This is a genomic window from Robertmurraya beringensis, assembly GCF_042433785.1.
GTDB classification, from domain to species: Bacteria; Bacillota; Bacilli; order Bacillales; family Cytobacillaceae; genus Robertmurraya_A; species Robertmurraya_A beringensis.
On record NZ_JBHLUU010000031.1, the window covers coordinates 20,921 to 42,713 of the forward strand.

The 21,793-nt window shown below is 38.4% G+C and carries 24 protein-coding genes and 2 pseudogenes; 3 read left to right on the top strand and 23 right to left on the bottom strand.

Annotation, left to right across the window (positions count from 1 at the left end; translation table 11 throughout):
- Positions 1-80 precede the first annotated feature (80 nt).
- The 8 genes and pseudogenes from ACFFHF_RS10455 to mmuM form a co-directional block, all read right to left on the bottom strand.
- A complete protein-coding gene (locus ACFFHF_RS10455) occupies positions 81-446 on the bottom strand; it encodes a hypothetical protein (protein WP_377058072.1) in 366 nt (121 codons plus the stop codon).
- Between the two features lie 66 nt (positions 447-512).
- Positions 513-764, bottom strand: a pseudogene (locus ACFFHF_RS10460) (Na-translocating system protein MpsC family protein); the annotation flags it as partial.
- A gap of 15 nt (positions 765-779) precedes the next feature.
- Positions 780-1,211, bottom strand: coding sequence for a Na-translocating system protein MpsC family protein (locus tag ACFFHF_RS10465; RefSeq protein ID WP_377058073.1), 432 nt, complete (start codon positions 1,209-1,211; stop codon positions 780-782).
- Between the two features lie 138 nt (positions 1,212-1,349).
- Complete coding sequence (locus ACFFHF_RS10470; RefSeq protein ID WP_160549513.1) at positions 1,350-1,727, bottom strand: hypothetical protein; 378 nt, start codon at positions 1,725-1,727, stop codon at positions 1,350-1,352.
- 13 nt (positions 1,728-1,740) lie between these two features.
- Complete coding sequence (locus tag ACFFHF_RS10475; protein WP_377058074.1) at positions 1,741-2,376, bottom strand: histidine kinase dimerization/phospho-acceptor domain-containing protein; 636 nt, start codon at positions 2,374-2,376, stop codon at positions 1,741-1,743.
- The gene (gene thrS / locus ACFFHF_RS10480; RefSeq protein WP_377058075.1) at positions 2,373-4,277 is read right to left on the bottom strand and encodes a threonine--tRNA ligase; all 1,905 of its coding nucleotides are present in this window, start codon (positions 4,275-4,277) and stop codon (positions 2,373-2,375) included. Before thrS ends, ACFFHF_RS10475 begins: the two co-directional genes overlap by 4 nt.
- 14 nt (positions 4,278-4,291) lie before the next feature.
- The gene (locus ACFFHF_RS10485) at positions 4,292-4,528 is read right to left on the bottom strand and encodes a hypothetical protein (protein ID WP_340902626.1); all 237 of its coding nucleotides are present in this window, start codon (positions 4,526-4,528) and stop codon (positions 4,292-4,294) included.
- Between the two features lie 806 nt (positions 4,529-5,334).
- The gene (gene mmuM / locus ACFFHF_RS10490) at positions 5,335-6,273 is read right to left on the bottom strand and encodes a homocysteine S-methyltransferase (RefSeq protein ID WP_160549508.1); all 939 of its coding nucleotides are present in this window, start codon (positions 6,271-6,273) and stop codon (positions 5,335-5,337) included.
- 177 nt (positions 6,274-6,450) lie between these two features.
- On the opposite strand from mmuM, the gene ACFFHF_RS10495 reads away from it, so the two are divergent.
- Positions 6,451-6,669, top strand: a complete 219-nt coding sequence (locus ACFFHF_RS10495; RefSeq protein ID WP_160549507.1) for a YuzF family protein — start codon at positions 6,451-6,453, stop codon at positions 6,667-6,669.
- Between the two features lie 12 nt (positions 6,670-6,681).
- Positions 6,682-7,575, top strand: coding sequence for a manganese catalase family protein (locus tag ACFFHF_RS10500; protein WP_377058076.1), 894 nt, complete (start codon positions 6,682-6,684; stop codon positions 7,573-7,575).
- A gap of 191 nt (positions 7,576-7,766) precedes the next feature.
- Here the strand turns inward: ACFFHF_RS10500 and ACFFHF_RS10505 are convergent, their stop codons facing one another.
- From ACFFHF_RS10505 to ACFFHF_RS10560, 12 genes are all read right to left on the bottom strand, one after another.
- Entirely contained in the window at positions 7,767-8,489 is a 723-nt protein-coding gene (locus tag ACFFHF_RS10505; RefSeq protein ID WP_340902622.1) for an amino acid ABC transporter ATP-binding protein, read from the bottom strand.
- A complete protein-coding gene (locus tag ACFFHF_RS10510; protein ID WP_160549505.1) occupies positions 8,482-9,141 on the bottom strand; it encodes an ABC transporter permease subunit in 660 nt (219 codons plus the stop codon). The genes ACFFHF_RS10505 and ACFFHF_RS10510 overlap by 8 nt, the downstream gene beginning before the upstream one ends.
- A 36-nt stretch (positions 9,142-9,177) precedes the next feature.
- Entirely contained in the window at positions 9,178-9,945 is a 768-nt protein-coding gene (locus ACFFHF_RS10515; protein WP_160549504.1) for a transporter substrate-binding domain-containing protein, read from the bottom strand.
- A 169-nt stretch (positions 9,946-10,114) separates the two neighbouring features.
- Positions 10,115-11,287, bottom strand: coding sequence for a M20 family metallopeptidase (locus ACFFHF_RS10520; protein WP_377058077.1), 1,173 nt, complete (start codon positions 11,285-11,287; stop codon positions 10,115-10,117).
- Positions 11,288-11,480: 193 nt separating this feature from the next.
- Positions 11,481-12,347, bottom strand: a complete 867-nt coding sequence (locus ACFFHF_RS10525) for a glycoside hydrolase domain-containing protein (protein ID WP_377058078.1) — start codon at positions 12,345-12,347, stop codon at positions 11,481-11,483.
- A gap of 114 nt (positions 12,348-12,461) precedes the next feature.
- A complete protein-coding gene (locus ACFFHF_RS10530; RefSeq protein ID WP_377058079.1) occupies positions 12,462-12,770 on the bottom strand; it encodes a hypothetical protein in 309 nt (102 codons plus the stop codon).
- An 804-nt stretch (positions 12,771-13,574) separates the two neighbouring features.
- A complete protein-coding gene (locus tag ACFFHF_RS10535; RefSeq protein WP_377058080.1) occupies positions 13,575-14,324 on the bottom strand; it encodes a nucleoside phosphorylase in 750 nt (249 codons plus the stop codon).
- A complete protein-coding gene (locus ACFFHF_RS10540; RefSeq protein WP_160549500.1) occupies positions 14,296-14,964 on the bottom strand; it encodes a molybdopterin-dependent oxidoreductase in 669 nt (222 codons plus the stop codon). The genes ACFFHF_RS10535 and ACFFHF_RS10540 overlap by 29 nt, the downstream gene beginning before the upstream one ends.
- 17 nt (positions 14,965-14,981) lie before the next feature.
- On the bottom strand, positions 14,982-15,899 hold the full coding sequence (locus ACFFHF_RS10545) for an ABC transporter permease subunit (protein ID WP_160549499.1): 918 nt from the start codon (positions 15,897-15,899) through the stop codon (positions 14,982-14,984).
- A complete protein-coding gene (locus tag ACFFHF_RS10550) occupies positions 15,886-16,962 on the bottom strand; it encodes an ABC transporter permease (RefSeq protein WP_340902615.1) in 1,077 nt (358 codons plus the stop codon). Before ACFFHF_RS10550 ends, ACFFHF_RS10545 begins: the two co-directional genes overlap by 14 nt.
- Positions 16,928-18,466, bottom strand: coding sequence for an ABC transporter ATP-binding protein (locus ACFFHF_RS10555; protein ID WP_340902614.1), 1,539 nt, complete (start codon positions 18,464-18,466; stop codon positions 16,928-16,930). The genes ACFFHF_RS10550 and ACFFHF_RS10555 overlap by 35 nt, the downstream gene beginning before the upstream one ends.
- Positions 18,467-18,528: 62 nt before the next feature.
- Entirely contained in the window at positions 18,529-19,548 is a 1,020-nt protein-coding gene (locus tag ACFFHF_RS10560; RefSeq protein WP_340902613.1) for a BMP family protein, read from the bottom strand.
- A 319-nt stretch (positions 19,549-19,867) separates the two neighbouring features.
- Here ACFFHF_RS10560 and ACFFHF_RS10565 point away from each other — a divergent pair, with 319 nt between their 5' ends.
- Entirely contained in the window at positions 19,868-20,446 is a 579-nt protein-coding gene (locus ACFFHF_RS10565) for a CBO0543 family protein (RefSeq protein ID WP_340902612.1), read from the top strand.
- A gap of 75 nt (positions 20,447-20,521) precedes the next feature.
- Here ACFFHF_RS10565 and ACFFHF_RS10570 read toward each other — a convergent pair whose 3' ends face one another.
- From ACFFHF_RS10570 to ACFFHF_RS10580, 3 genes and pseudogenes are all read right to left on the bottom strand, one after another.
- On the bottom strand, positions 20,522-20,977 hold the full coding sequence (locus tag ACFFHF_RS10570) for a GNAT family N-acetyltransferase (RefSeq protein WP_160549494.1): 456 nt from the start codon (positions 20,975-20,977) through the stop codon (positions 20,522-20,524).
- Positions 20,978-21,191: 214 nt separating this feature from the next.
- The gene (locus tag ACFFHF_RS10575; protein ID WP_340902611.1) at positions 21,192-21,452 is read right to left on the bottom strand and encodes a hypothetical protein; all 261 of its coding nucleotides are present in this window, start codon (positions 21,450-21,452) and stop codon (positions 21,192-21,194) included.
- 126 nt (positions 21,453-21,578) lie between these two features.
- Positions 21,579-21,668, bottom strand: a pseudogene (locus ACFFHF_RS10580) (GNAT family N-acetyltransferase); the annotation flags it as partial.
- Positions 21,669-21,793 lie beyond the last annotated feature (125 nt).

A 21,793-nucleotide genomic window follows, 5' to 3' on the forward strand; every position in this document is an offset into this window, starting at 1 on the left:
CACCTCTTCACTAATTATAATGAAACCTTATGGAGGAAAAAAGGATTTCTTTTCTTTGGTAAAGCTTCCATAAAGACTTATTAAAACTTATTTATTTCAAGGTCATTTCCATCATTTTTAAAAATCTCTTTGTTTTCTTTTTCCTCAGAAAACGGAGCAGACCCTGGTGGTGTCTCTAAAAAGTCTCCATCCTTATACTGAATAAAAGGCAAAAGGTCTTGAATCAAGTTTGAGCCTTGAGCGAAAAACTGCTTCCCTTTATTCATCACATCATCAGGTGAATGTCCAAGAAAAACGACCATGACTAATCCGATGACAACAAATGGAAGGACTATTCGAAAGACAGAGCGAATGATTGAAACGATGATAAATATAAAGACTGCACCAATGATAAAAGTCACTAACTGATTATTGGAATGAAAAAGCTCTTGAAGAAACTCGATCATAAAGACACCTCTTTGGAGAATATACTACTATCTTTATGAACGAATGGAATTGGTTTTAAACATTACTCAATTTTTTAGTATAAAACATATGACGCTATTGTCTTTATGTAAATCCCAATCTACAAGAATGTCCTCAACCGGCCGGCTAAAAATTTCTTCAAAATGTCCATTATGATGCAAAAATGATTTTTCTAATTCATCTTTCGTAACAACCAGGGTTTGCTCATATCCTTTCTCAATTAATGATTTTTCAATTTCAACCAAAATCCCTTCTCTTCTGACCAAGTACACTTTAGGAGTAATAGCAAATGCTTCAGTATTTTCCGGTTTCTTCTAGACAATAATGCTTATTCGATTTACCTCATTAATTAAATCTTTAAGAATTGGTGTCTCTTCACTTGTTGCAACCACCCCTTTTACATTACTCTCAAATTCAATCGTGATCATACCTGTATTTTGTTTATAATTCCAATCGTGATAGCTTGACTTTACCTCATCCTCAAAATCAACTTCGAGTATGCCTTTCAATTGATTCAAAATTTTTCCCATAACTATTGTACGAGACATATCTATATTGTCTATATTTCCATTTTCCAGCAATACAGCTTCCATAGGTGAAAGAAACCCTCTTATGTAAAAAACAAGAAATGGACCGTTAGCAAAGGCAAAGCAAGAATCAGGACCCCGTCCAAAATTTTTCCTTAGCATCTTGCTGGTTAAGCTACTTAATTTCATGAGTTTTTCATGAAGGGATTCAGTAGTCATATTGGTTAACCTCACTTTCATATTTGTCTATCTAAAATTTATTTAGGTAGAATTAGGTTGCCCAGTTTTTTTATTTTCTCTTTTCTCTAAAGCAAAAAGAGAAGTGGCTACTTGCGTCCACTTCTCTCTTCGTACTAGTTAATTTATTCTCCCAAAGATAATAATTAGATAATTTTTATCATCCACATAATCCCACATAATAAAAATATCTTCAATGGAGCGATTTAATGCTTCTTCAATCATGTTCTTATGTGTCATATATCCCTTTTTAACATTATTTGCTTGAGTCAGTAACAGCTCCATTTGTCCTCTTTCATAAATGAAGTTTTCAAGTGGTAGCAACACACCTTTTGATTCAACAGCATAGCTATTAGTAGGAGAAGGGACCGTTCGTAAAGTCACTGGCATTTTATGGAATTGAGTACCAATTGCTCGAATAGCATTGTATACTCCATCACTACCCTTATCCTCTGTTTTTAAATCAAAGGAAACAGAATTAGAAACGAAAAGCAGCATACCTGAATTTGTGTCATAATTCCAATCTTGCTATGCTCATATCAGTTAATATTCTACCTTCGATGGTAATCGTTCCACCATCTTGCATGGCCTCTATAGAGTTTTTAATAAAATTAATAAACACTTGTTTCAATTGATTGTTGTCACCCAAGAGAAAGGCCTGATCAAAATAAAAATTTCTCTGTAGCTGAATATTATTTAAGAGCGCTTGTGGTTCCATAAGGGTCAGCACCAGATCAAGAAGTAACTGAATATTTACCTTTTCATACTTTTGTTTATTTGGCTTTGCTAGAACCATCAGGTCTCTTAGAATAAGTTCTATTCTTTCGATCTCAGAATCAATCACTCCATAATAAATTTCATTTCCTTCTTGTTCATCCTTTAATAGCTGTAGAAACCCTTTTATGGCTGTAATAGGATTCCGGATCTCATGTGCAATCCCAGCTGCTAAGTGACCAGCAGTTGCACGCTTTTCAGACAATTGAGCTAACTGATCGATAACATCATTACTATCTTTATTGTTGATAGATGGCTTGAGAATAATGTAGGAGCCTATCCATTGGTCTTCCAAGTAAAAAGGCATGAGTGTTACTGTTACATCACAATTCGTTTTCAGTTTTTTCTTACAATGATTCAGTCTTTTAATCACTTCTTATCAACAATCTTCTCTAAAAGGACGTTAGTAAATTGGTCAAAATCCATATCCATCACATTCTCCGAACCATACTGCCTCACGCTAACCGAATGATGTTCCTGTTCACGGTCCCCTACTACTAACACATAAGGAATCTTTTTCATTTGGGCTTCTCTTATTTTATAGCCTAGCTTCTCGTCACGAAGATCAACCTCTACTCGAACTTCATCTTTTTTAAGTAGCTGTTTTAATTTCATTGCATATTCGTGATGAACATCTTTCGAAACGGGTATCACTTTGACTTGAACCGGTGCTAGCCATGCAGGGAAGGCCCCGCCAAAATGCTCAATTAAGATACCTAGGAAGCGGTCAATCGAGCCAAATACAGCTCGGTGAATAACCACAGGTCGGACCTTTTTGTTGTGTTCATCAATATAGGATAGATCAAATTTTTCAGGCATTTGAAAATCAAGCTGAACTGTTGCGCACTGATGGCTCCTTTTTAGAGAATCCTTGATGTGAATATCGATCTTCGGCCCATAAAATGCCCCGTCCCCTTCGTTAACTTGAAAAGGCAGACCCAGTTTATTCAACACATTTACCAAAGACCCTTCTGCTCGATCCCATAACGCCTCTTCCCCCATATAATCTTCCGGTCTTGTCGATAACTCGATCCTATAATCAAAGCCAAATACTTTATATACATAGTCAATTAATTGTAAAGCCGAAGAAATTTCTTCTTCTATTTGCTCAGGTGTGACAAAGATATGTGCATCATCTTGGCAAAAGCTTCTCACTCGTAACAACCCATTTAGTGCACCACTAAATTCGTGCCGATGCACCTGCCCAAACTCCGCCATACGAATCGGAAGGTCACGATATGAACGAAGCTTATCCTTAAATATTAGCATATGTCCGGGACAATTCATTGGCTTTAAAGCAAAGCTGTGTTCATCCACTTCTGAGAAATACATATTGTCTTTATAATGATCCCAATGACCAGATTGCTCCCATAATCGCTGATTCATCATAATAGGTGTTCGAACCTCTTTATAGTCAAAGGAATTTTGAATCTTCCTTAAAAAAGTTTCCAGTTCATTTCGAATCAATTGTCCATTTGTTAAGTAAAATGGCATACCAGGTGCTTCTTCGAAAAACATGAACAGTTCGAGCTCGCTTCCTAGCTTCCGATGGTTTCGCTTAGCAGCCTCCTCTAAAAAGTGGAAATATTCCTCGAGTTCTTCTTTTGTAGGAAATGCAACTCCATACACACGTTGTAACATCTTATTATTGCTATCTCCTCGCCAATAAGCACCCGAAACATGAGTTAATTTAAACTCTCTTACAAATCCAGTGGACGGTACATGCGGGCCACGACATAAATCATAAAACTCGCCTTGACGATATACAGTTATTTTTTCTTCGGAAGGAATCGCATCAAGCAATTCAAGCTTATAAGGGGCTTTTGCAAAAACTTGCTTCGCCTCCTCTCTTGACCACTCTTCCCTTTTAATAGGTAGATTTTCAGCAACGATTTTTTTCATTTCTTTTTCAATTTTTCCTAAGTCTTTTACTGTAATGCTTTCTGGGACATCCACATCATAGTAAAATCCATTCTCAATCACTGGACCAATAGATAAATCGACATGATGATACAACCGTTTAATTGCCTGAGCTAACACATGGGCAGTTGAATGTCTCATAATCTTAATACCCTCTTCTGAATTTCTTTCAATCAATTGAATACTTGCATCATTCCGGATCTCTCTTCCCAGATCAACCATCATTCCGTTCACCATTCCAGCGATTACTTTCTTCCGCAAACTTGGACTGATTCCCTGAGCGATTTCCTCTAAAGTTACACCTTCTTGATATCTTTTTATACTTCCATCAGGAAATTGAATATTTACTTCCATTGATCTAGCCTCCTTTATAAAATAAAAAACACACCCGTCCCTAAAAAAGGGACGAGTGTGTTTTCTCGTGGTTCCACCCAACTTCCCACCTCTACACTAAGAGAGATGGCTTTGGTTTGCTGTATCGTAGCTTCTACGGTATTGATTACTTTACGTTCACCAATACTGCTCCAAGGTGGTAAATGTAACTGCTGCGTTAGGAAGATTCCAGCCTTGTCTCCCCTCTCTGTTAACCGTTCAGTCGCACTCATGTCCTTTTCATGGCTTTAAATATTTTCTTAAAAAAACAAAAAACACACCTATCCCTCTAACAAGGGACGAGCGTGTTTGTATGTGATGCACATGTAATTTACTTTATAACTTCTTTTGTCATGACAAATTGCTGTGGGAATATAAGCCGGATTTCTTCCTGATGTCACACACTATGATTGACCTTTTATATACGTTTATTACTTTGCCCGCGATTACACTTGTGTACTTAACCTTTTCATTGTTTAGGCAAATCCGGTTTATTAGCCTTTGGGTCATCTCTTCCATGGCAATTGAATATGTTTTCTATAAATTTGAAAGGCTTCTTTTACATAACAATTATTCCTATTGGATGGATTTCCTCTTTTATGCGGTCATGTATAGCATGATTCGATTACATTATTCTCGCCCAATTTTAACCTATTTGTTATCGACAGGTATTATTAGCTTTATGTTGTGGTATTTTCAGATTCCACTCAAATAATTACCTTCTCTTTTGGAATTCCTTTATCAATTTCATTCTCCCTTTTAAAATCTTTAAGGATTTTTTAAGGTTTCCTCGTAATAATGAATTCATAAAGACTCCAAGGAAATAATTCTGACTCAAATGTTCAACAAACATCTTCTACTACGCCTCTGGAGGATACAGTTGAGATCAGCGAGGAAGCACGAGTATTAAGTCAAGAGCTTAAATTCATAATAAAACGCAAGTGACTTTTATAATCACTTGCGTTTTTTGCCATATGGATGTACATATTTTAGCGAATTATGGAAAATTATCACGAAGTTTTTGATATTTCCTCGGAAATTAGCGCCACTTTCCCGCTACAGCTTCAATATCCTTTGGTGATGTTCGGCAACATCCACCAATTAATCGAGCCCCAGCTTCGTACCACTCTTTTGATTTCGACTCGAGTGTATGGCATGATTCTTGACCGTGCCAAGTTTTTGTCTCGGGATCATACGTTTCTCCAGAGTTTGGATAAACAATGATAGGTTTGTCTGTATAGCTTTTAAGATTGCTAATGGCCCCTGTAACATAATCTAATGGAGCACAGTTGAAGCCAACCGCAGCAATCTGTTCACATTCATTTACTAGTTTAGCACATTCTTGTAACAATGTACCTTCACTTATTGAGCATTCGTCCTTCAAGGAGAAGGATAGCCAGGCATAAGTTCCAGGAAACTCCTGCAATAGAGAGATTAATACTTTCGCTTCTTGAAGGGAAGGAATGGTTTCAAATGCCAAAATATCAGCTCCTGCTTCAATCAGTACCGCCATTCTTTGACGGTGGAAATCCCTAAGGATTTTATCGCTCACTCCATAGTTCCCAACATATTCTGAGCCATCTGCTAAGAACGCACCGTATGGACCAACAGATGCAGCTACCAATGGTTTGGGTTTATCAGATTGTGGATCTTCTTGCCAAAAGTCATCTCTTGCACTCTTTGCAAGCACGACTGTCTTTTTTATCAATTCCAAGGCTTCTTCCTCTTGTAATCCACGTTTAGCAAATCCTTCTACAGTTGCTTGATAGCTTGCAGTGATCGCACAATCTGCCCCTGACCGAAAATAGTTTAAATGCACTTGATAAATCATCTGCGGATTCTCAAGTAACACACTTGCTGACCATAGAGGATCATCCAAATTGCATCCTTGGGTTTCAAGCTCGGTAGCCATTGCTCCATCTACTATAATAAGTGAATGCTCTTGTAAAATAGCATCAATTGGGTTGTTTTTCTTCAACGTATACGGCTCCCTCCATCACAACAGGATAGAATTTTTTTAACCTTATCAATCTATAAAAATAATGTCAAGAAACTTCTGAATAAACTATTAGTTTGTATACTACTATGTATAAATATTTGAGTCCCGTCATACATATAACTGTTGGATATTACAAAACAAAGGAGCGAAAACTTCATGAATCAACAAACACCATCTTTTGTCAGTCATATTGACTCGTATGTGTATCATGCATTTCAAGGCATTACCGGACGAATGGTTGCTGTCCAAACGGTCAGAGGGACTGTAACTGGCTTACTTAAGTCTGTTATGCCTGACCATATTGTAGTGGAGTCTGGGGGTTCACCTTTCTTTATTCGTACTCAACAAATTATCTGGGTTATTCCTAGAGGATAAGGAGGGCATCCGATGTTTAAACGTGAAAATAAATTATTGATTGACCTTCCCGTTCCAGAGCATGGTGATCCGAATGCAGCCGCGGCTGTTCAGGAGTTGTTAGGTGGAAAATTTGGGGAAATGTCAACTTTAAACAATTATATGTATCAGTCTTTTAACTTCCGGCAAAAAGATAAATTAAAACCTTTTTATGACCTCGTTGCAAGTATTACAGCAGAAGAATTTGGTCATGTGGAACTCGTTAGTAATACCATAAATTTGTTATCCCGCGGGAATACCTTTCCTGGCGACCCTGATGTTACCCCTTTACGTGAAGGGATGGATGCACGCAGTACGTATCACTTTATAGCTACTGCTCAAACGGCATTAGCAGGTGATTCTATGGGGCGCCCTTGGACTGGAGACAATGTCTTTAGCAGCGGAAACTTAGTACTAGATTTACTTCATAATTTCTTTTTAGAAGTAGGAGCCCGAACACATAAGATGCGTGTATATGAAATGACAGAACATGAAACTGCTCGGGAAATGATAGGGTACTTACTTGTCAGAGGTGGGACGCATGTGCTCGCTTATGCTAAAGCTTTAGAAATTGCTACGGGCGTAGATGTTAAAAAAATGGTTCCGATTCCTAATCTATCTAACAGAAAGTTCGATCATGCAAAAAAGTTTGAGGATCAAGGGTTATCAAATGTTTTATATACATGGAATGATGTAGGACATTATACCGATCTATCAAAAATTTGGAAAGGGACCAACCCTGAGAATGGAAACCAACTCCAAGTAATTACTGGAGCTCCTAAGGGTGCACCTATTCCTAATTTAGAGGAACTACCGGAGGAATTTGCTCCTGGAATCGATCGTGACGATTATGCAAAAATCGCCAAACGCTTAATGGAAAATATGTAGGAAAATAGTTAAGGGGTATTCATGTAACCATGAATACCCTACTTTCATATTTATATAGTTTTTGCTTCTAACACATCTTCTCCGCGTGCAGCTTTAACTTTTTCAACATATTGCTTTGCATACTCCGTAATAAGGAACAAGATATTGAAAAAGAGCCATCCTTTTGGATAGCCCTTATCTCTAACTATAATTTATAATACCTTCTCTAAGAAATCTTTTGCTCTCGCCGTTTTTGGATTACTAAAAAACTCAGCCGGACTAGCATCTTCAAGTAAAACTCCACCATCCAGGAATAATACTCTGTCAGCCACTTCACGTGCAAAGCCCATTTCATGGGTAACGATCGCCATTGTCATCCCTGACTTTGCTAGGTCCTTCATTACATTCAATACTTCCTTAACCATTTCAGGGTCAAGTGCGGATGTTGGCTCGTCAAACAGCATTAAATTGGGCTCCATCGCAAGAGCACGAGCAATCGCAACACGCTGTTTTTGTCCACCTGAAAGGTTACTAGGAAATGCTTTTTCCTTTTCTGTAAGTCCCACTTTCGCAAGCAAATTACGAGCCTTTTCTTCCGCTACTTGTCGCGTTTCTCCTTTTACTTTGATCGGAGCGTACGTTAAGTTATCAAGAACATTTAAATGAGGGAACAAGTTGAAATGCTGAAAAACCATTCCAATTTGTTGACGAACTTTAAGTATATTTGTATTTTTATCAGTAATACTTTGACCATCTATCGAAATGGTCCCCTTCGTTGGCACTTCTAATAAGTTGATACAGCGAAGAAACGTTGATTTACCAGACCCAGATGGTCCAATAATCGAAACCACTTCACCGCTATTAATATTGGTCGTGATACCCTTTAGTACTTCATTATCACCGAATTGTTTATAGAGGTTTTCCACTTTAATCACTGAACTTCAACCTCCTTTCAACAACTTTACCAATGATCGTTAATACCATAACAAGTAGCCAATAAATGACCCCTACAAAAATTAATGGTTCAAAGTTTCGATAAATATCAGCACCAACTACTTGAGCTCGACGCATAAGGTCTAAATACCCAATAGTTGAGACAATAGCTGATTCCTTTGTTAATGTAATAAATTCGTTCATGAGTGCAGGTAAAATATTTTTTAAAGCCTGTGGCAAAATGATGTCCTTCATCATCAACCGATAAGGTACACCAAGAGCTTGAGCGGCCTCAGTTTGACCCTTATCAACTGCTTGAATTCCTGCACGGATAATTTCCGATACATAGGCAGAGGAATTTAGACCAAAAGCAAGAATCGCTGATAAAAAGGGAGAAATGTCATAGCCTGTTAACTGTGGAATCGCAAAATAAATAATCATTAATTGTAAAATTAATGGTGTCCCACGGAAAATAGAGGTATACGCATCCCCAAACCAGTTCAATGCTTTCATTTTTGAAATTTTACATAACGCGAGAGCCGTTCCTAAAATAAAACCGAAAATAATCGATATAATGACAAACTGTAATGTAACCCATATTCCTTCTAAGATAAAAGGAATATAAGGCACAATTTGGCTAAAGTCCAAATTCATGCCTTACACCTCACTTTAATATTTTTCAGGTTAAGCCTATTCTTCCGATAACCATTTTGCTTTTAATTCTTCTAGCTTACCATTTTCTTCCATTTCCTTTAGGACTTGGTTTACTTCGTCCACTAGTTCACTGCCCTTTGGAAAAGCAACCGCCATTCCTGGTGAGCTCGTCGTAGGATCATCAAATCCTGTTAATCCTTGCTCATTAATATATCCAGTAGCTACTGACTTATCCAAGTATGCTACATCAATACGATTCGATAACAATTCTTGAATCAAGATCGTTGCGTTGTCAATAGCCTTGATTTCAAAATCAACTGTTTCCTGAAGCTTACGAGCACCCTCTTCTTGGATCGTTCCTAACTGAACTCCAACCGTTTTTCCTTCTAATTGCTCAAGAGATGTGACTTCAGAGTCCTTTAATGTGATAAACATTTCACCTGAATGATGATACTGAGTAGAAAAATCAACATTCTGAGCACGCTTCTCTGTAGCAGACATTCCAGATAATACTAGGTCTACACGATTTGCTTGTAGCGCTCCAATTAGTCCATCAAATTTCATATCCTCAATTTTCAGTTCATAGCCTAATTCATCTGCAATGTATTTAGCTAAATCAATATCAAATCCTTCTACTTCTCCAGATGTGTTACGAGATTCAAATGGAGCAAAATCTGCAGAGGTTCCCATTGTTAATACCTTTTTGTCCTCTCCTGCTTCGCCGTTTCCAGATTCATTATTTTGGCCACATGCTGCCAATACTAACGTTAAAATTAAAGTAATAAGTAAGCCGAACTGTTTCATGTTGTTTCCTCCTTAAATAGCATTTATATGATGTATACGAATAATTATTCAACTGAATGAATAATAACACATGCATGTAATTTTGAGAAGTAGCTTTTTTAATATAAAAATATTCAGATTATTCTTTAATCCACATTCATGATTTTATTATTTTAATAAATCGATACGATTATCCATGACTTCTTTTCATTTCTAAGAATTCATTTACCACTTTTTCAAAGATTTCTTTATTCGTAAGTAATTCATAACCCGTTGAGGCAAGCGCAAGTGCACCTTTACTTAAGATTTGATGGGAATTCTCTGTAATGGTGATATCTGCAAATTCTTTTGTATGAGCAACAAGCCCTGGTGAATCAAGTCCAATATACGGATGAATCGCGGGGACAACATGACTTACATTACCCATATCAATGGATCCATATGAGTCCTTTGCTTTTAATACCTTTTCCACTCCTGTAGCAAGTAAGTTTTCTGTAAAAAGTTCAGATAGCGTTTGATTGGTTAGCATGTTATCGTAACTAAGTTCATAGTTGGTTATTTCAACTGTTGCCCCTGTTACTAAAGCCGCACCATGGGCAATATTTTTCACTTTCTGAACGACTTCATCAAGATAGCTACGATTATTCGCACGTACATAAAATTGGGCAACTGCATAATCAGGAACGATGTTAGCAGCAATGCCACCTTCTTTAATAATTCCATGAATCCGAACATCTGATGTCACATGCTGACGAAGGGCATTAATACCATTAAAGAGCTGAATCACTGCATCAAGAGCATTGATTCCTTTTTCCGGAGATGCTGCTGCATGGCTTGTCTGACCTGAAAATGCAAATTGAATCGCATCCATTGCTAAGGAATCCCCACTCTCATAGGATTCATCAGCTGGGTGCAAAATCATAGCCACGTCAATATCATCAAAAATCCCTTGCTCCGCCATCGGAACCTTCGCTCCATTCGTTTCTTCAGCAGGAGTTCCAAGAACCACCACTCGTCCACCTAGCTCATCAACCAATTTGCTCAACAAAACACCAGCACCCGCACTCATTGTTCCTATCATATTATGGCCGCATCCATGTCCTACTCCAGGAAGTGCATCATACTCGGAAAGATAGGCGATCGTAGGTCCTTCTTTTTTACTGTCGTATACCGCTTTAAAGGAAGTCGCCCGACCGACAATTCCTGTTTCCACTGCGAAATGATGCTCCTTTAAAAACGCGACGAGTTTTTCCATAGATTTATATTCTTGATCACCTAACTCAGGCTCGTGGTAAATGGAATCGCTCAAATTCCATAGCTTATTTTGTATCGTCTCTAAATGTTGTTTTAATTGATCCTTCATCAGTAACACTCCTTTATATGTTGAAAGAGGTATATTTATAAATTTACATAGCATTAAATATTTATTCAACATTTTACTATTTTTCTAATATAATATATATCACTTCAAAATTCCAGCATATTTATTAGTTAATATTATTAAATATACAAAATACCCTCTTCCTTTAAGGAAAGAGGGTATTTGAATCGTATAATTACCAAAGAAAATCAAATAAACTGCCTTTAAAAAGGTTTGTATCTATATTACATGCTGCTGCATCAATTCCATACTGCCAACCATATACATGTGAACCTTCAGGAGCCTCAGCCGCATTTTCTGGCGCATTTGCTTGAGTGGTTACGTCTACATGAGGATAGGCCGTCCACAGAATGACCTTATTTTGTATCTCTTGATTTTCGTTTATTGAAGCTTGGTACGACTCAACTAAAGCACTATCCGGAGAGAATACACCATAGATTCCCGGCTCATAAGGAGAGTTCATCATCGTATCAAACCAGCCTTGAATAAAGGCAGAATCTACGGGATAATTTGGTTCAATATCTGCAAATATAGCTACTCCTTCTGGCACATTTAACTCTCCAGCCAAAGAGATTCCAATATTCGCTTGCTCTACCCCGTTATCATAACCAGTTGCATTGTTAAATTGATTATTAATAAGAAGGATTTTTACTCCATTTGAATGCAAGTATTCTACTTCCTCTTTTGTTAACCCACTAGAAACACCCTCAATCGTCCCTAGATATCTCCCCCAAACAGTAGGCTTTCCGAAATATTCATTTACACAGGCGTATAGCCCCTCTGTCGCATATGATGCAGAATCAACTCCCCAATAATCAGTGTTTGGGTCGTTAGTTGTGTTGGCTGTTTCATTTCCATCTTCATTATTTCCGTTTTCTTCCTTAGTATTATTTTGTTTCTCGTTTGTACTAGCGGTAATAGCATCATTTTGATTTTGACTGGTTTCATTTGAATCAGGCTGAAAATAGAAGATTGGAATCAATAATAAAACTAACGCACTAATGAAGATGAGCAAGAAATTCCCCCATTTCAAATGATTCACCCCCTTGACAACAACCTATTCAAGTAGGAGAAAAACCGTTTGGGCGGAACTGAACCTTAGAAAATAATAAGGGTATTCAGGAGCACTTCGTTGTGTCTTTGAATACCCTTTATGCTAAGACTTCAATTGGTTGACTTTATAAATATCCCTTCGATGAACCAGTAGCTTAAGAATAGTTGAACCGGCATTTGGATCCACATGATTGGTTACCACTTGGTTTACTCCAGTAACAATAGGGGGCTGAACTTCTTTTTTCAAGCGACAACGTATATTTACAGATTTATATAGTCTATATTTATCTCTAATGGCTTCTTCTGAACGAATGTCTGAACCGACCATGATGGTTTTCCAAGTCAGTTTTGACCAAATCATCCACCCTACTAAAAGGATAATAAGTAACCCAATCCAGTTGAGTACTTCCACTTTCATCCCTCCTTTACGAGTGTTAAAGACTTCATACCCTCGAGAGGTCAAAGGTTAAACCTGATTCTAGAAAGTGTACGGGCCTAAAAACAGACCACCACTTTTTGAGTATAGGGTTCCGTTTTGAGGTGCTTTTCTTAAAATAAGTGCCGAAATGACAGTCGTATTGGCATTGCCATTGGTAAAAAAAGGGGAAACCTATTCCCTTTGGAAGAAGATGTCTTGCCCTTATTCGAGTAACCAGCAAAAGTAAATAAGCGGCGTTTTTCCGGTTAAATGCAGAATGAAGCCTGTTTCGGGGTAAATAAGGGGAGATTTTCCGTTTATGCAAGAAAAATCTCCCCATTTTCACGTTTTTCAAGTCAATAGGCGGAATTTCTCCGTCTATGTAAGCTATTTTTTATCGTATTTGCTAATTAAACGGAATTCCTCCGTCTATTTATAAGTTCGAGTGTATAACCTGATCCCCCAACCGAAAAGTGCGGGCCCTCTTGATCTCAGATGCGGGAATCAGCAGCTATTTATTGACCAGCTTATATAGATTGAAACGGCACTGCACATGACAGAAGTTTTGACCCTCTTTTTTAATTGTACAATACATATCGTCCATTATAATAATGCTGTAAATGGCTATGTCAAAGTTAATGGAATTCCCAAGAAACCTTGATAAATAAAGGATAGACTTATGCCAATTCATACGTCTGTTCTTGTGCCCTTTAATTAGAAAGCACCCGAAAACGGAACCCTTTACTTATAGAGTGAAGGTACTTCCCCGTTTAACATGATCGTTAACCACCTGTTGAATTACACTTGTATTATAGCGTCTAAAGCCACTTTCATTCCTGCATTCACTGCTCTACCTACTACCTCATTATGAGGATTATACTCTTCTCGAAGTTCTGCATCTGCAAAGCCATCAATCGCTAAAATAGCTCCCGCTTTAATTCCTTTCAAAGACGAGATAACAAAAAGAGCTGAGTTTTCCATTTCCACTGCGACAACTCCAGCTTTTTTATACAATTGGTGAGGGAATTCGAGAACACCAGAATAAAACGCATCAAGAGTAAGCGTCATTCCTTCTTTCACCAATAGCTCTTCCACATTTGATGAGCCTGCTTGTGTTAATGCCTCCACAATGCTCCGATCAGCAATCGCAGGAAATCCTGGAGGAACAATTTGTTTTGTTAATCCATCACAGCTTACAGCAGCTGTACTAATGACCAGACTACCAGGCTGCACATCTTTTTGATAAGAGCCAGCCGTCCCTACACGAATGATTGTTTGTGCGCCACCCATGATTAACTCCTCAAAGCAGACGGCTGCCCCTGGTCCTCCTACTCCGTGACTAACCACCGCTACTTTTGTACCTTTCCAGCTTCCTGAATAACTATGGTATTCACGGTTCTCACCCAATTTGGTTGGATTGTCCATTAATTCTGCAATGATTTTCGCACGTGCTTGATCTCCACAAACAATGACACGTTCTGGTAAACAATCTGATGTTAATTTAAGGTTTGGCAGAAAGTTAGTCAAAGTCTTTTCGCTCCCATTCATCCTCGGGAATAGGAAGGTCTTCTCCCGAAAAGCGTTCCTCTTTAAAAGGATCTCCATTCAGATGGAATCCATTTTGTTCCCAAAATCCCGGTTTATTTTCGTCAATGAACTCAATGCCTCTAATCCATTTCACACTCTTCCAAAAATAGAGATGAGGGACCACAAGCCTTAGTGGCCAGCCGTGCTTATCCGTTAATGGCTCTCCTTCAAACGAATGAGCAAGAAGGACGTCGTCATGTAACAAATCAGCCAATGCTATATTGGCTGTATAGTCATGGTCCGCATGAAGCATCACGTATTTACTTTTAGGAGTGATATTTAATGCCTTTAAGAAATCACTGAACTTTACTCCCGTGAATTGATTATCAAATCTAGACCAGCGAGTTACACAATGAATATCAACGGTCACAGTTGTTTCAGGCATTTCTTTAATCTGTTTATAAGTGAGTACGACCTCTTTATCACCCTCACCAAAGACTTTTAAATCCCATTTTTCCATATCGTAAACAGGAACGTCTCCTTCATGCAAAATCGGAAAACGTTCCGTTAACGCTTGGCCGGGCGGAAGCCGCTTTGCATGTTTCGGATTAGCTACTGGTACTCTTGTTCGTTTAATTCTGTCTGCTTTGTTTAAGCTCATGTGTTTCACTCCTGTTCTTATCTAGAGCTTTGCTGTCCAGATGCTTGTGACTCTAATCCACGATCCTTTAAAAAGAACATCGCGATAATCGTTATCACGTATGGTAACATGGCTGTGAATTGCGTAGGCATAGAAAACCCTTGTAGCCTGATACTCAACGCATCCATCAGACCAAATAATAAACTCGATCCAATCATGCCAATCGGATGCGACCCACCAAGCATCATCGCTACTAACGCGATAAATCCTCTTCCAGCCGTCATTCCCTCAGTAAACATCGTAACTTGACCAAGCGAAAGCTGGGCACCTGCAAGACCACATAAAACTCCACTTGCCACAATGGCTCCATACTGAAGAACGGTAACATTTAAACCTAGGCTTCTTGCCGCTGCTTCATTTTTCCCAACAGCTAAAATACGGAACCCAACGACGGTTTTAAACAAGAAAACATATAATAGAATCGCTGCAATAAAAGCCGTATACACTAGGGGTGAGTGACCTGATAGAAGATTTCCAACCACCGGAATATTTTCAATAAGTGGAAGGTCCCACTTAGGAAGCCCCGTCATGTCCTTATCATAAAAAGCCCCTTTTACTTGAAAAATGGCTCGGAGGCCAAAAGTAGTTAATCCTAAAACAAGAAAGTTGATAGCAATCCCCGCTACAATCGGATTAGCTTTAAACTTGATCGTGGCTAGTCCAAATAATAAAGAGACGAGAACACCACCGAAGGCTCCGGTTAATACGGCTATAATAACACTTCCACTATAATAGTTACCAACGATCGCGGAGAAGGCACCTGCTAGAATTAAGCCCTCAAGACCCACATTAAAGATTCCGACTCGAGCACATAACGCTCCTCCTAAGGCAGCCAAAAGAATGGGACTAACCATACGGATAGCAGAAGCAAAAAGAGAATAATCAAACAGCTCCATTCACGTCACCCGCTTTCTTTTTAACTTTCCACCAGCTTAGGGTGAATTTTGCAGTAACAAATAAAATAAGAACACCTTGAATGACGCTAGCAATTTCTAATGGTACTTCTGTGTTACGTTCCATCCCCATCGCACCTGTTTGTAAGGCGGCAAGTAAAATAGCCGCTACTGCTGTACCTAATGGATTGGAGTTGGCTAACAGTGCTGCCATTAAACCTGTCCAAGCATAGCCTGGTACGGTTAGCGCTCCTTCTACGTATCGATACTGAGATCCTAGAACCTCCACTGTTCCAGCTAACCCAGAAATTCCTCCGCTAAAAAACATGCTAAAAAGGAGAACTTTATGTTTATTTATTCCCCCGTATTCAGCAAAGAAAGGGTTCTTTCCGAGCATTCTTACTTCATATCCAGAAGAAGTAAATTGAAGAACCACATATAAGATGACCGCACCAATCACAGCTATTACAAATCCCATATGCACGCTCATTCCAGCAAATAATTTAGGAAGCCACACCGCTTGATCAAGCATAGGCGTTTGAGCAAGGGCAGCTGAGCCTGACTTATCCTGAAAAGGTTCCGCTACCAAATACCCTGCGAACAGGACAGCAACATAATTTAAAAGAAGGGTAGAAATCAATAGCTGTACTTTGTATTTCACTTCCATCCAACCGGCTAACAATGACCATAATCCACCGGCTATAAAACCTGCAAGAAACGCAGAAAGCAATTTTACGATCCCTGCACCTGGTACATAAAGGGCTGCAAGCGCGGCACACACGGCCCCCAATACCATCTGACCTTCTGCTCCCATATTAAACACACCTGCTCTAAAAGCGAGTGCTAGACCCAATCCTACCAATATGATTGGAGTAGCTCGAGCAAGAGTAGCTGTAAGGAAGTAGAAATTACCAAATGCTCCATCCCACATGACTTTGTACGTATTCATAATAGACTCTCCAACAAGAGCTATGGCAAGTGCTCCGGTTACCAATCCAATTAGTACCGCGATCATTGGTTGTAACATAGGCTTAAGCAGTTGTTGTATTTTTCGCTGAAGATTCATCTTCTTTTCCTCCTGCCATAAGTACACTCAGACGTTCTTCTGTTGCGTCTTTTCTATCAAGAATATCAACGATTTTCCCTTCAAACATAACCGCAATCCGGTCTGATAGTAATAGAATTTCCGATAGCTCTGAAGAGACAAGTAAAATTCCATCCCCACGGTTACGCTTCTCAAGGATTGCTTCATGGATATATTCCATAGCTCCAATATCGACACCACGAGTAGGTTCAGCTGCAATAAGAAAATCTGTTTCAAATCCTAGTTCCCGTGCGACAATTAATTTTTGTAGGTTTCCACCAGAAAGGTTTCCTGATTTGTCATCTACCGATTTCGCTTTAATCTCAAAGCGGTCGATCCAAGTCTTTACAACCTCTCGGAATGAGTTTTTCAAGATAAACGTATATTTGTTAAAGGCTTTTTTATGGTAATATCCCATAACTCCGGTTTCTTCAATCGTAGCATCCTTCGCCGCCCCCCAAAGAAAGCGATCCTCTGGTATATGTGCTAGACCTTCATTTCTTCTAAAGGCAACGGACTTACCAACTAGATTCGTACCAGACAGCCGTATATCCCCCTGATCAACCGTTGTTAATCCCGAAATTGCTTGAATAAGCTCAGATTGTCCGTTACCAGATACCCCTGCAATTCCTACGATTTCCCCGCGATGAACGGTTAAAGAAAGCTGGTCCAATACAGGTTTTGAACTCTTCCCTTTTATCGAAACCGCTTCTAGCTCTAGCAGGGGCTCTCCATTTAATTGATTACGCTCTGAAAGCTGTTGGAGCTCTCGACCTACCATCATCGTAGCCAGTTGATCAATCGAAGTGTCCTCCTTTTTTACATTCCCAGTGACACGTCCATTTCGTAACACTGTCACATGATCGGCTACTTTCATGACTTCTGGTAACTTATGAGTGATAAGAATGATACTTTTTCCTTGATCCGCTAAGAACCGAATCGTTTTTAATAGTTCATCTACTTCAAAAGGGGTTAACACAGCTGTCGGCTCATCAAGAATAATAATTTCCGCCCCCTGATATAGCACTTTCAGAATTTCAATTCGCTGCTGTTCTCCTACTGAACAATCTCCCGCTTTTTTACTAGGATTCACTTGAATCTTATATTGATCACTCAATTTTTGAACTTGTTCTGCTGCCATTTTTCTATTAAAGAATCCATTCTTGATGGGTTCATGCCCAATCACAATGTTTTCGGTAACTGTAAAATCACTAAACAACATAAAATGCTGATGAACCATCCCTATTCCTTGTTCAATGGCATTTTGAGGTCCAAAGAATTGGGCTTGTTTGCCATTCAGCTTGATTTCTCCACTCGTTGGCTGTTCTAGCCCGTAAAGCATCCTCATAAGCGTTGTTTTACCCGCACCATTTTCACCAACAATCGCAAGAACTTCTCCTTTTTTCAATTGAATGGAGATGCCATCATTCGCAAGGAAATCACCATACTTTTTGGTCATTTCCTTCATCTCTAAGCGATAAGTCATTGTTTTCCCCCCTGTAAAAATGGAAACCGACTACAATTTGCAGTCGGTTTGATTTTTTCAGTTTACTCACTTAATGGATTTTCAATCACTTTATTACCTGCAATAATCTCATCATAAAGTGATTTTACTTGATCAATAGCTTCCTGACCCACAAAAGAATGTAATGGTGTTTTGCTTTCATGAGTAACATATGTTAAGCCAACGCCTTTTTCCTTAAGACCATATTCAACCACTCCAGGTTCAAAGCTACCATTTGCAAAAGCTTTCACCGTTTCAAAAGCTGCTGCATCCGTACCTTTAAGCTGGGAAAGAACGACATGCTCAGGATCTACTTCTGTACGATCAATATCTTGACCTGACGTGAAGAAACCTTGCTCTTTCGCTGCTTCAAAAACTCCTAAATCACCAACTGCTGAAGCACCAGCAACAAAATCCGCACCCTTAGAAGCTTGAAGTAACGCCAATTCCTTCGCTTTAGCAGGATCTGAGAAGCTGCCCACATAGTTCACTAGAAACTCAGCTTCAGGATTCGTTTCCTTAAGCCCTTGTTCAAACGCTACTGTCCACTTTTTCATTAATGGAATATCCATTGCCACTACCATACCAACTTTGTCTGTCTTCGTTGAAAGTCCTGCAGCTGCTCCTAAAAGATAAGCCGCTTCATGTTCACGGAAGTTAACACTCTGAACATTAGGTAAATCTACCAATGTATCAATAATCGCAAATTGGCGATCTGGATTTTCTGCTGCTACCTTTTTAAGCGCATCTTCTGATTCAAAGGAAGAAGTAATAATTAGGTCATAACCTTCCGCAACTGCTACACGAAGATTTTCTTCAATAGCTGAGTGATCAGTTGATTCAATTGTCTTTAGCTCGACACCAAATTCCTCTGCCGCTTGTTTCGCCCCTTCATCCATTTGCTGGAAGAATGGATTCACACCCATTTTTTCTGGCAAAACCAAGGCAATCTTTTTCGAATCTTCATTTGTAGTACTACTATTATTTTCTGATTCTTCTGCTCCACCACAACCTGCAACTAGTAGAATCAATGCTAAAATCAATACGGAAAATAACTTTTTCATGACGTTCCCCCTATGTGTGTTTTCATCATATGCATATTTAATACCTGATTAATAATCTACCAAATTCCAAATGAAATAACAATATAAAAATCGAACATTTATTTATTTTTTTATCTTATCGTTCGTGTTTTATCCATAAATTTAATTTTCAGACAGTTTTTAACAATTTGAAAACAATGGTTTGGTTAAAAAGAGGCTCACTTAGTATGACGAATATGTATGTGAAGTATTCTCTAACTAATAGGCACCAATCAAAAAATTAATGAATGATCCTTCTTTTGGTTAAACTTGATATATATAAATAAGTGTGGTGAACTCATTGTCTTCCATTTTCGATTTTCTTCTGTATTCCGTTACATTGGATCAAGTCATACAGACCGAGAAAGAGTTTTATGGAACTCTTCGAGAGTATTGGCGGGAACATAACTACTTAACCTTTAACTGGTGGTTGCTCGTCGTATTAAGTATTTTATCGCCTATTGTCTGGTGGAAAACGATCGATAGAAAAAGAATTACTGAAATTACAGCTTTTGGATTGTTTTATGGTATTACAGCAATTATCCTAGATTCCATTGGCAGTAGTGCACTTGTTTGGGTATATCCCGTTCGGCTTACCCCTTACTTGTACCCACAATACTATCCTTATGATGTAGGGGTCGTAATCGTCCCATTTATGTATGTATATCAAAGGTGGGGGCATCACTTTAAACCGTTTCTCCTATCAACAGGAATCCTTTCTGCCTTTCTCGCTTTTGTGGCAGAACCCTTTATGGAGTGGGTACATATCTACAAAGAATTAACATGGAAGCATATTTATTCTTTTCCTATCTATTGGCTTATAGGACTTATTTGTTGGATCATTTTAAAACGATTTAAGAAACTTGAAAGCCAACCATAACAAATCCCACCTTTAACAAGGGAGGGATTTGTTTGAGTTCTTAACATAAACCGATAATAATCTCCTTAACTTATCTTACAATTCCTTTGTCATAAAGACACTATTAGGATCTTCTTTGTAATCAGCAAACGGCTCACAATAGGTAAACCCAAACTGGACATACAATCTTTTGGCAGCTTCAAACGCCTCCATTGAACCTGTTTCTAAACTGATTCTTTGATAGCCACGGCGCTTTGCTTCTTCAATCAAATGCTGGAGCAACTGCTTTGCTACCCCTTTTCTCAAATGTTGAGGAGATGTTTTCATCGACTTCACTTCCCCATGTCGAGGATCAAGCTCCTTCAGCGCCGCACAACCAAGCAACTCTGAACATTCCCACGCACTCCAAAACGTAATATCTGGTTGTCTTAACTTTTCTAAATCAAGCGCATGAATACTTTCTGGCGGAGAATGTAACGTCATGCTATGTAAATGCTCACCTATTAACTCAGCAATCTCTGAACCTTTTAAATCATCTAGTCTAATATCCATCACACACACTCCTATCATTTGTTCATTTCTCTATTATCAACATTAAAGCATAATAAGGATCCTAATTTAAGATATCATTCCATTTTTTTCATATATATGTTTTAAATCTGAAACAAAAAAAAGCTACCAAGAATAAATTGATTTTATAATACCAAAATCTAGAAAATCAACATACCTCTTAACTGAAACTTATATCATGGTATTTAAAGCCTCTTCAGCTCTTCTTTAAATGAAAATAAATGATTAGAGCGATAGGGAGGATGAGGGGAATCACAATAAAAAAAGACCATGTCCATACCAAATTAGCAATGAACATGGCATCAGTACAGCCTTGAGTTCCACATTCTGTTGCTCTAAGTCCTTTATCACTTATTGATGAAAAATAACCGATTAGACGTACTCCAAATAAGAAAAACCAAATCAAGACAACCAAGATCGAATACATAAGAGCTTTCATTTTTCTAGATGGCTTCAATATAAGTCCCCCAGTAAGGATGAATACTTTAGGTTATTTTTTCCTAGCCCCCAAAAAACCATTCGTAAAAAAAGATAGCGCCCCAATAAAACTGTTGGGACACCATCTAACTGGTTGATTATATATCTATTTTGTACTATTCCATCTCCCCATCACAAGGGTATTATAATATTTCCCATCTGACAGAAGCTTGTCATTCTTTAAAACACCTTCAATCACTAGTGTTGCATAAATAATTTCGTAATTTTCAGTTTAATTATATTCTCTATTTAGAGCCAAAAAAGTAAATACCCAACAAAGGTGGCTCCATCCATTTGGAAATTTATTTACAATTAGACCTG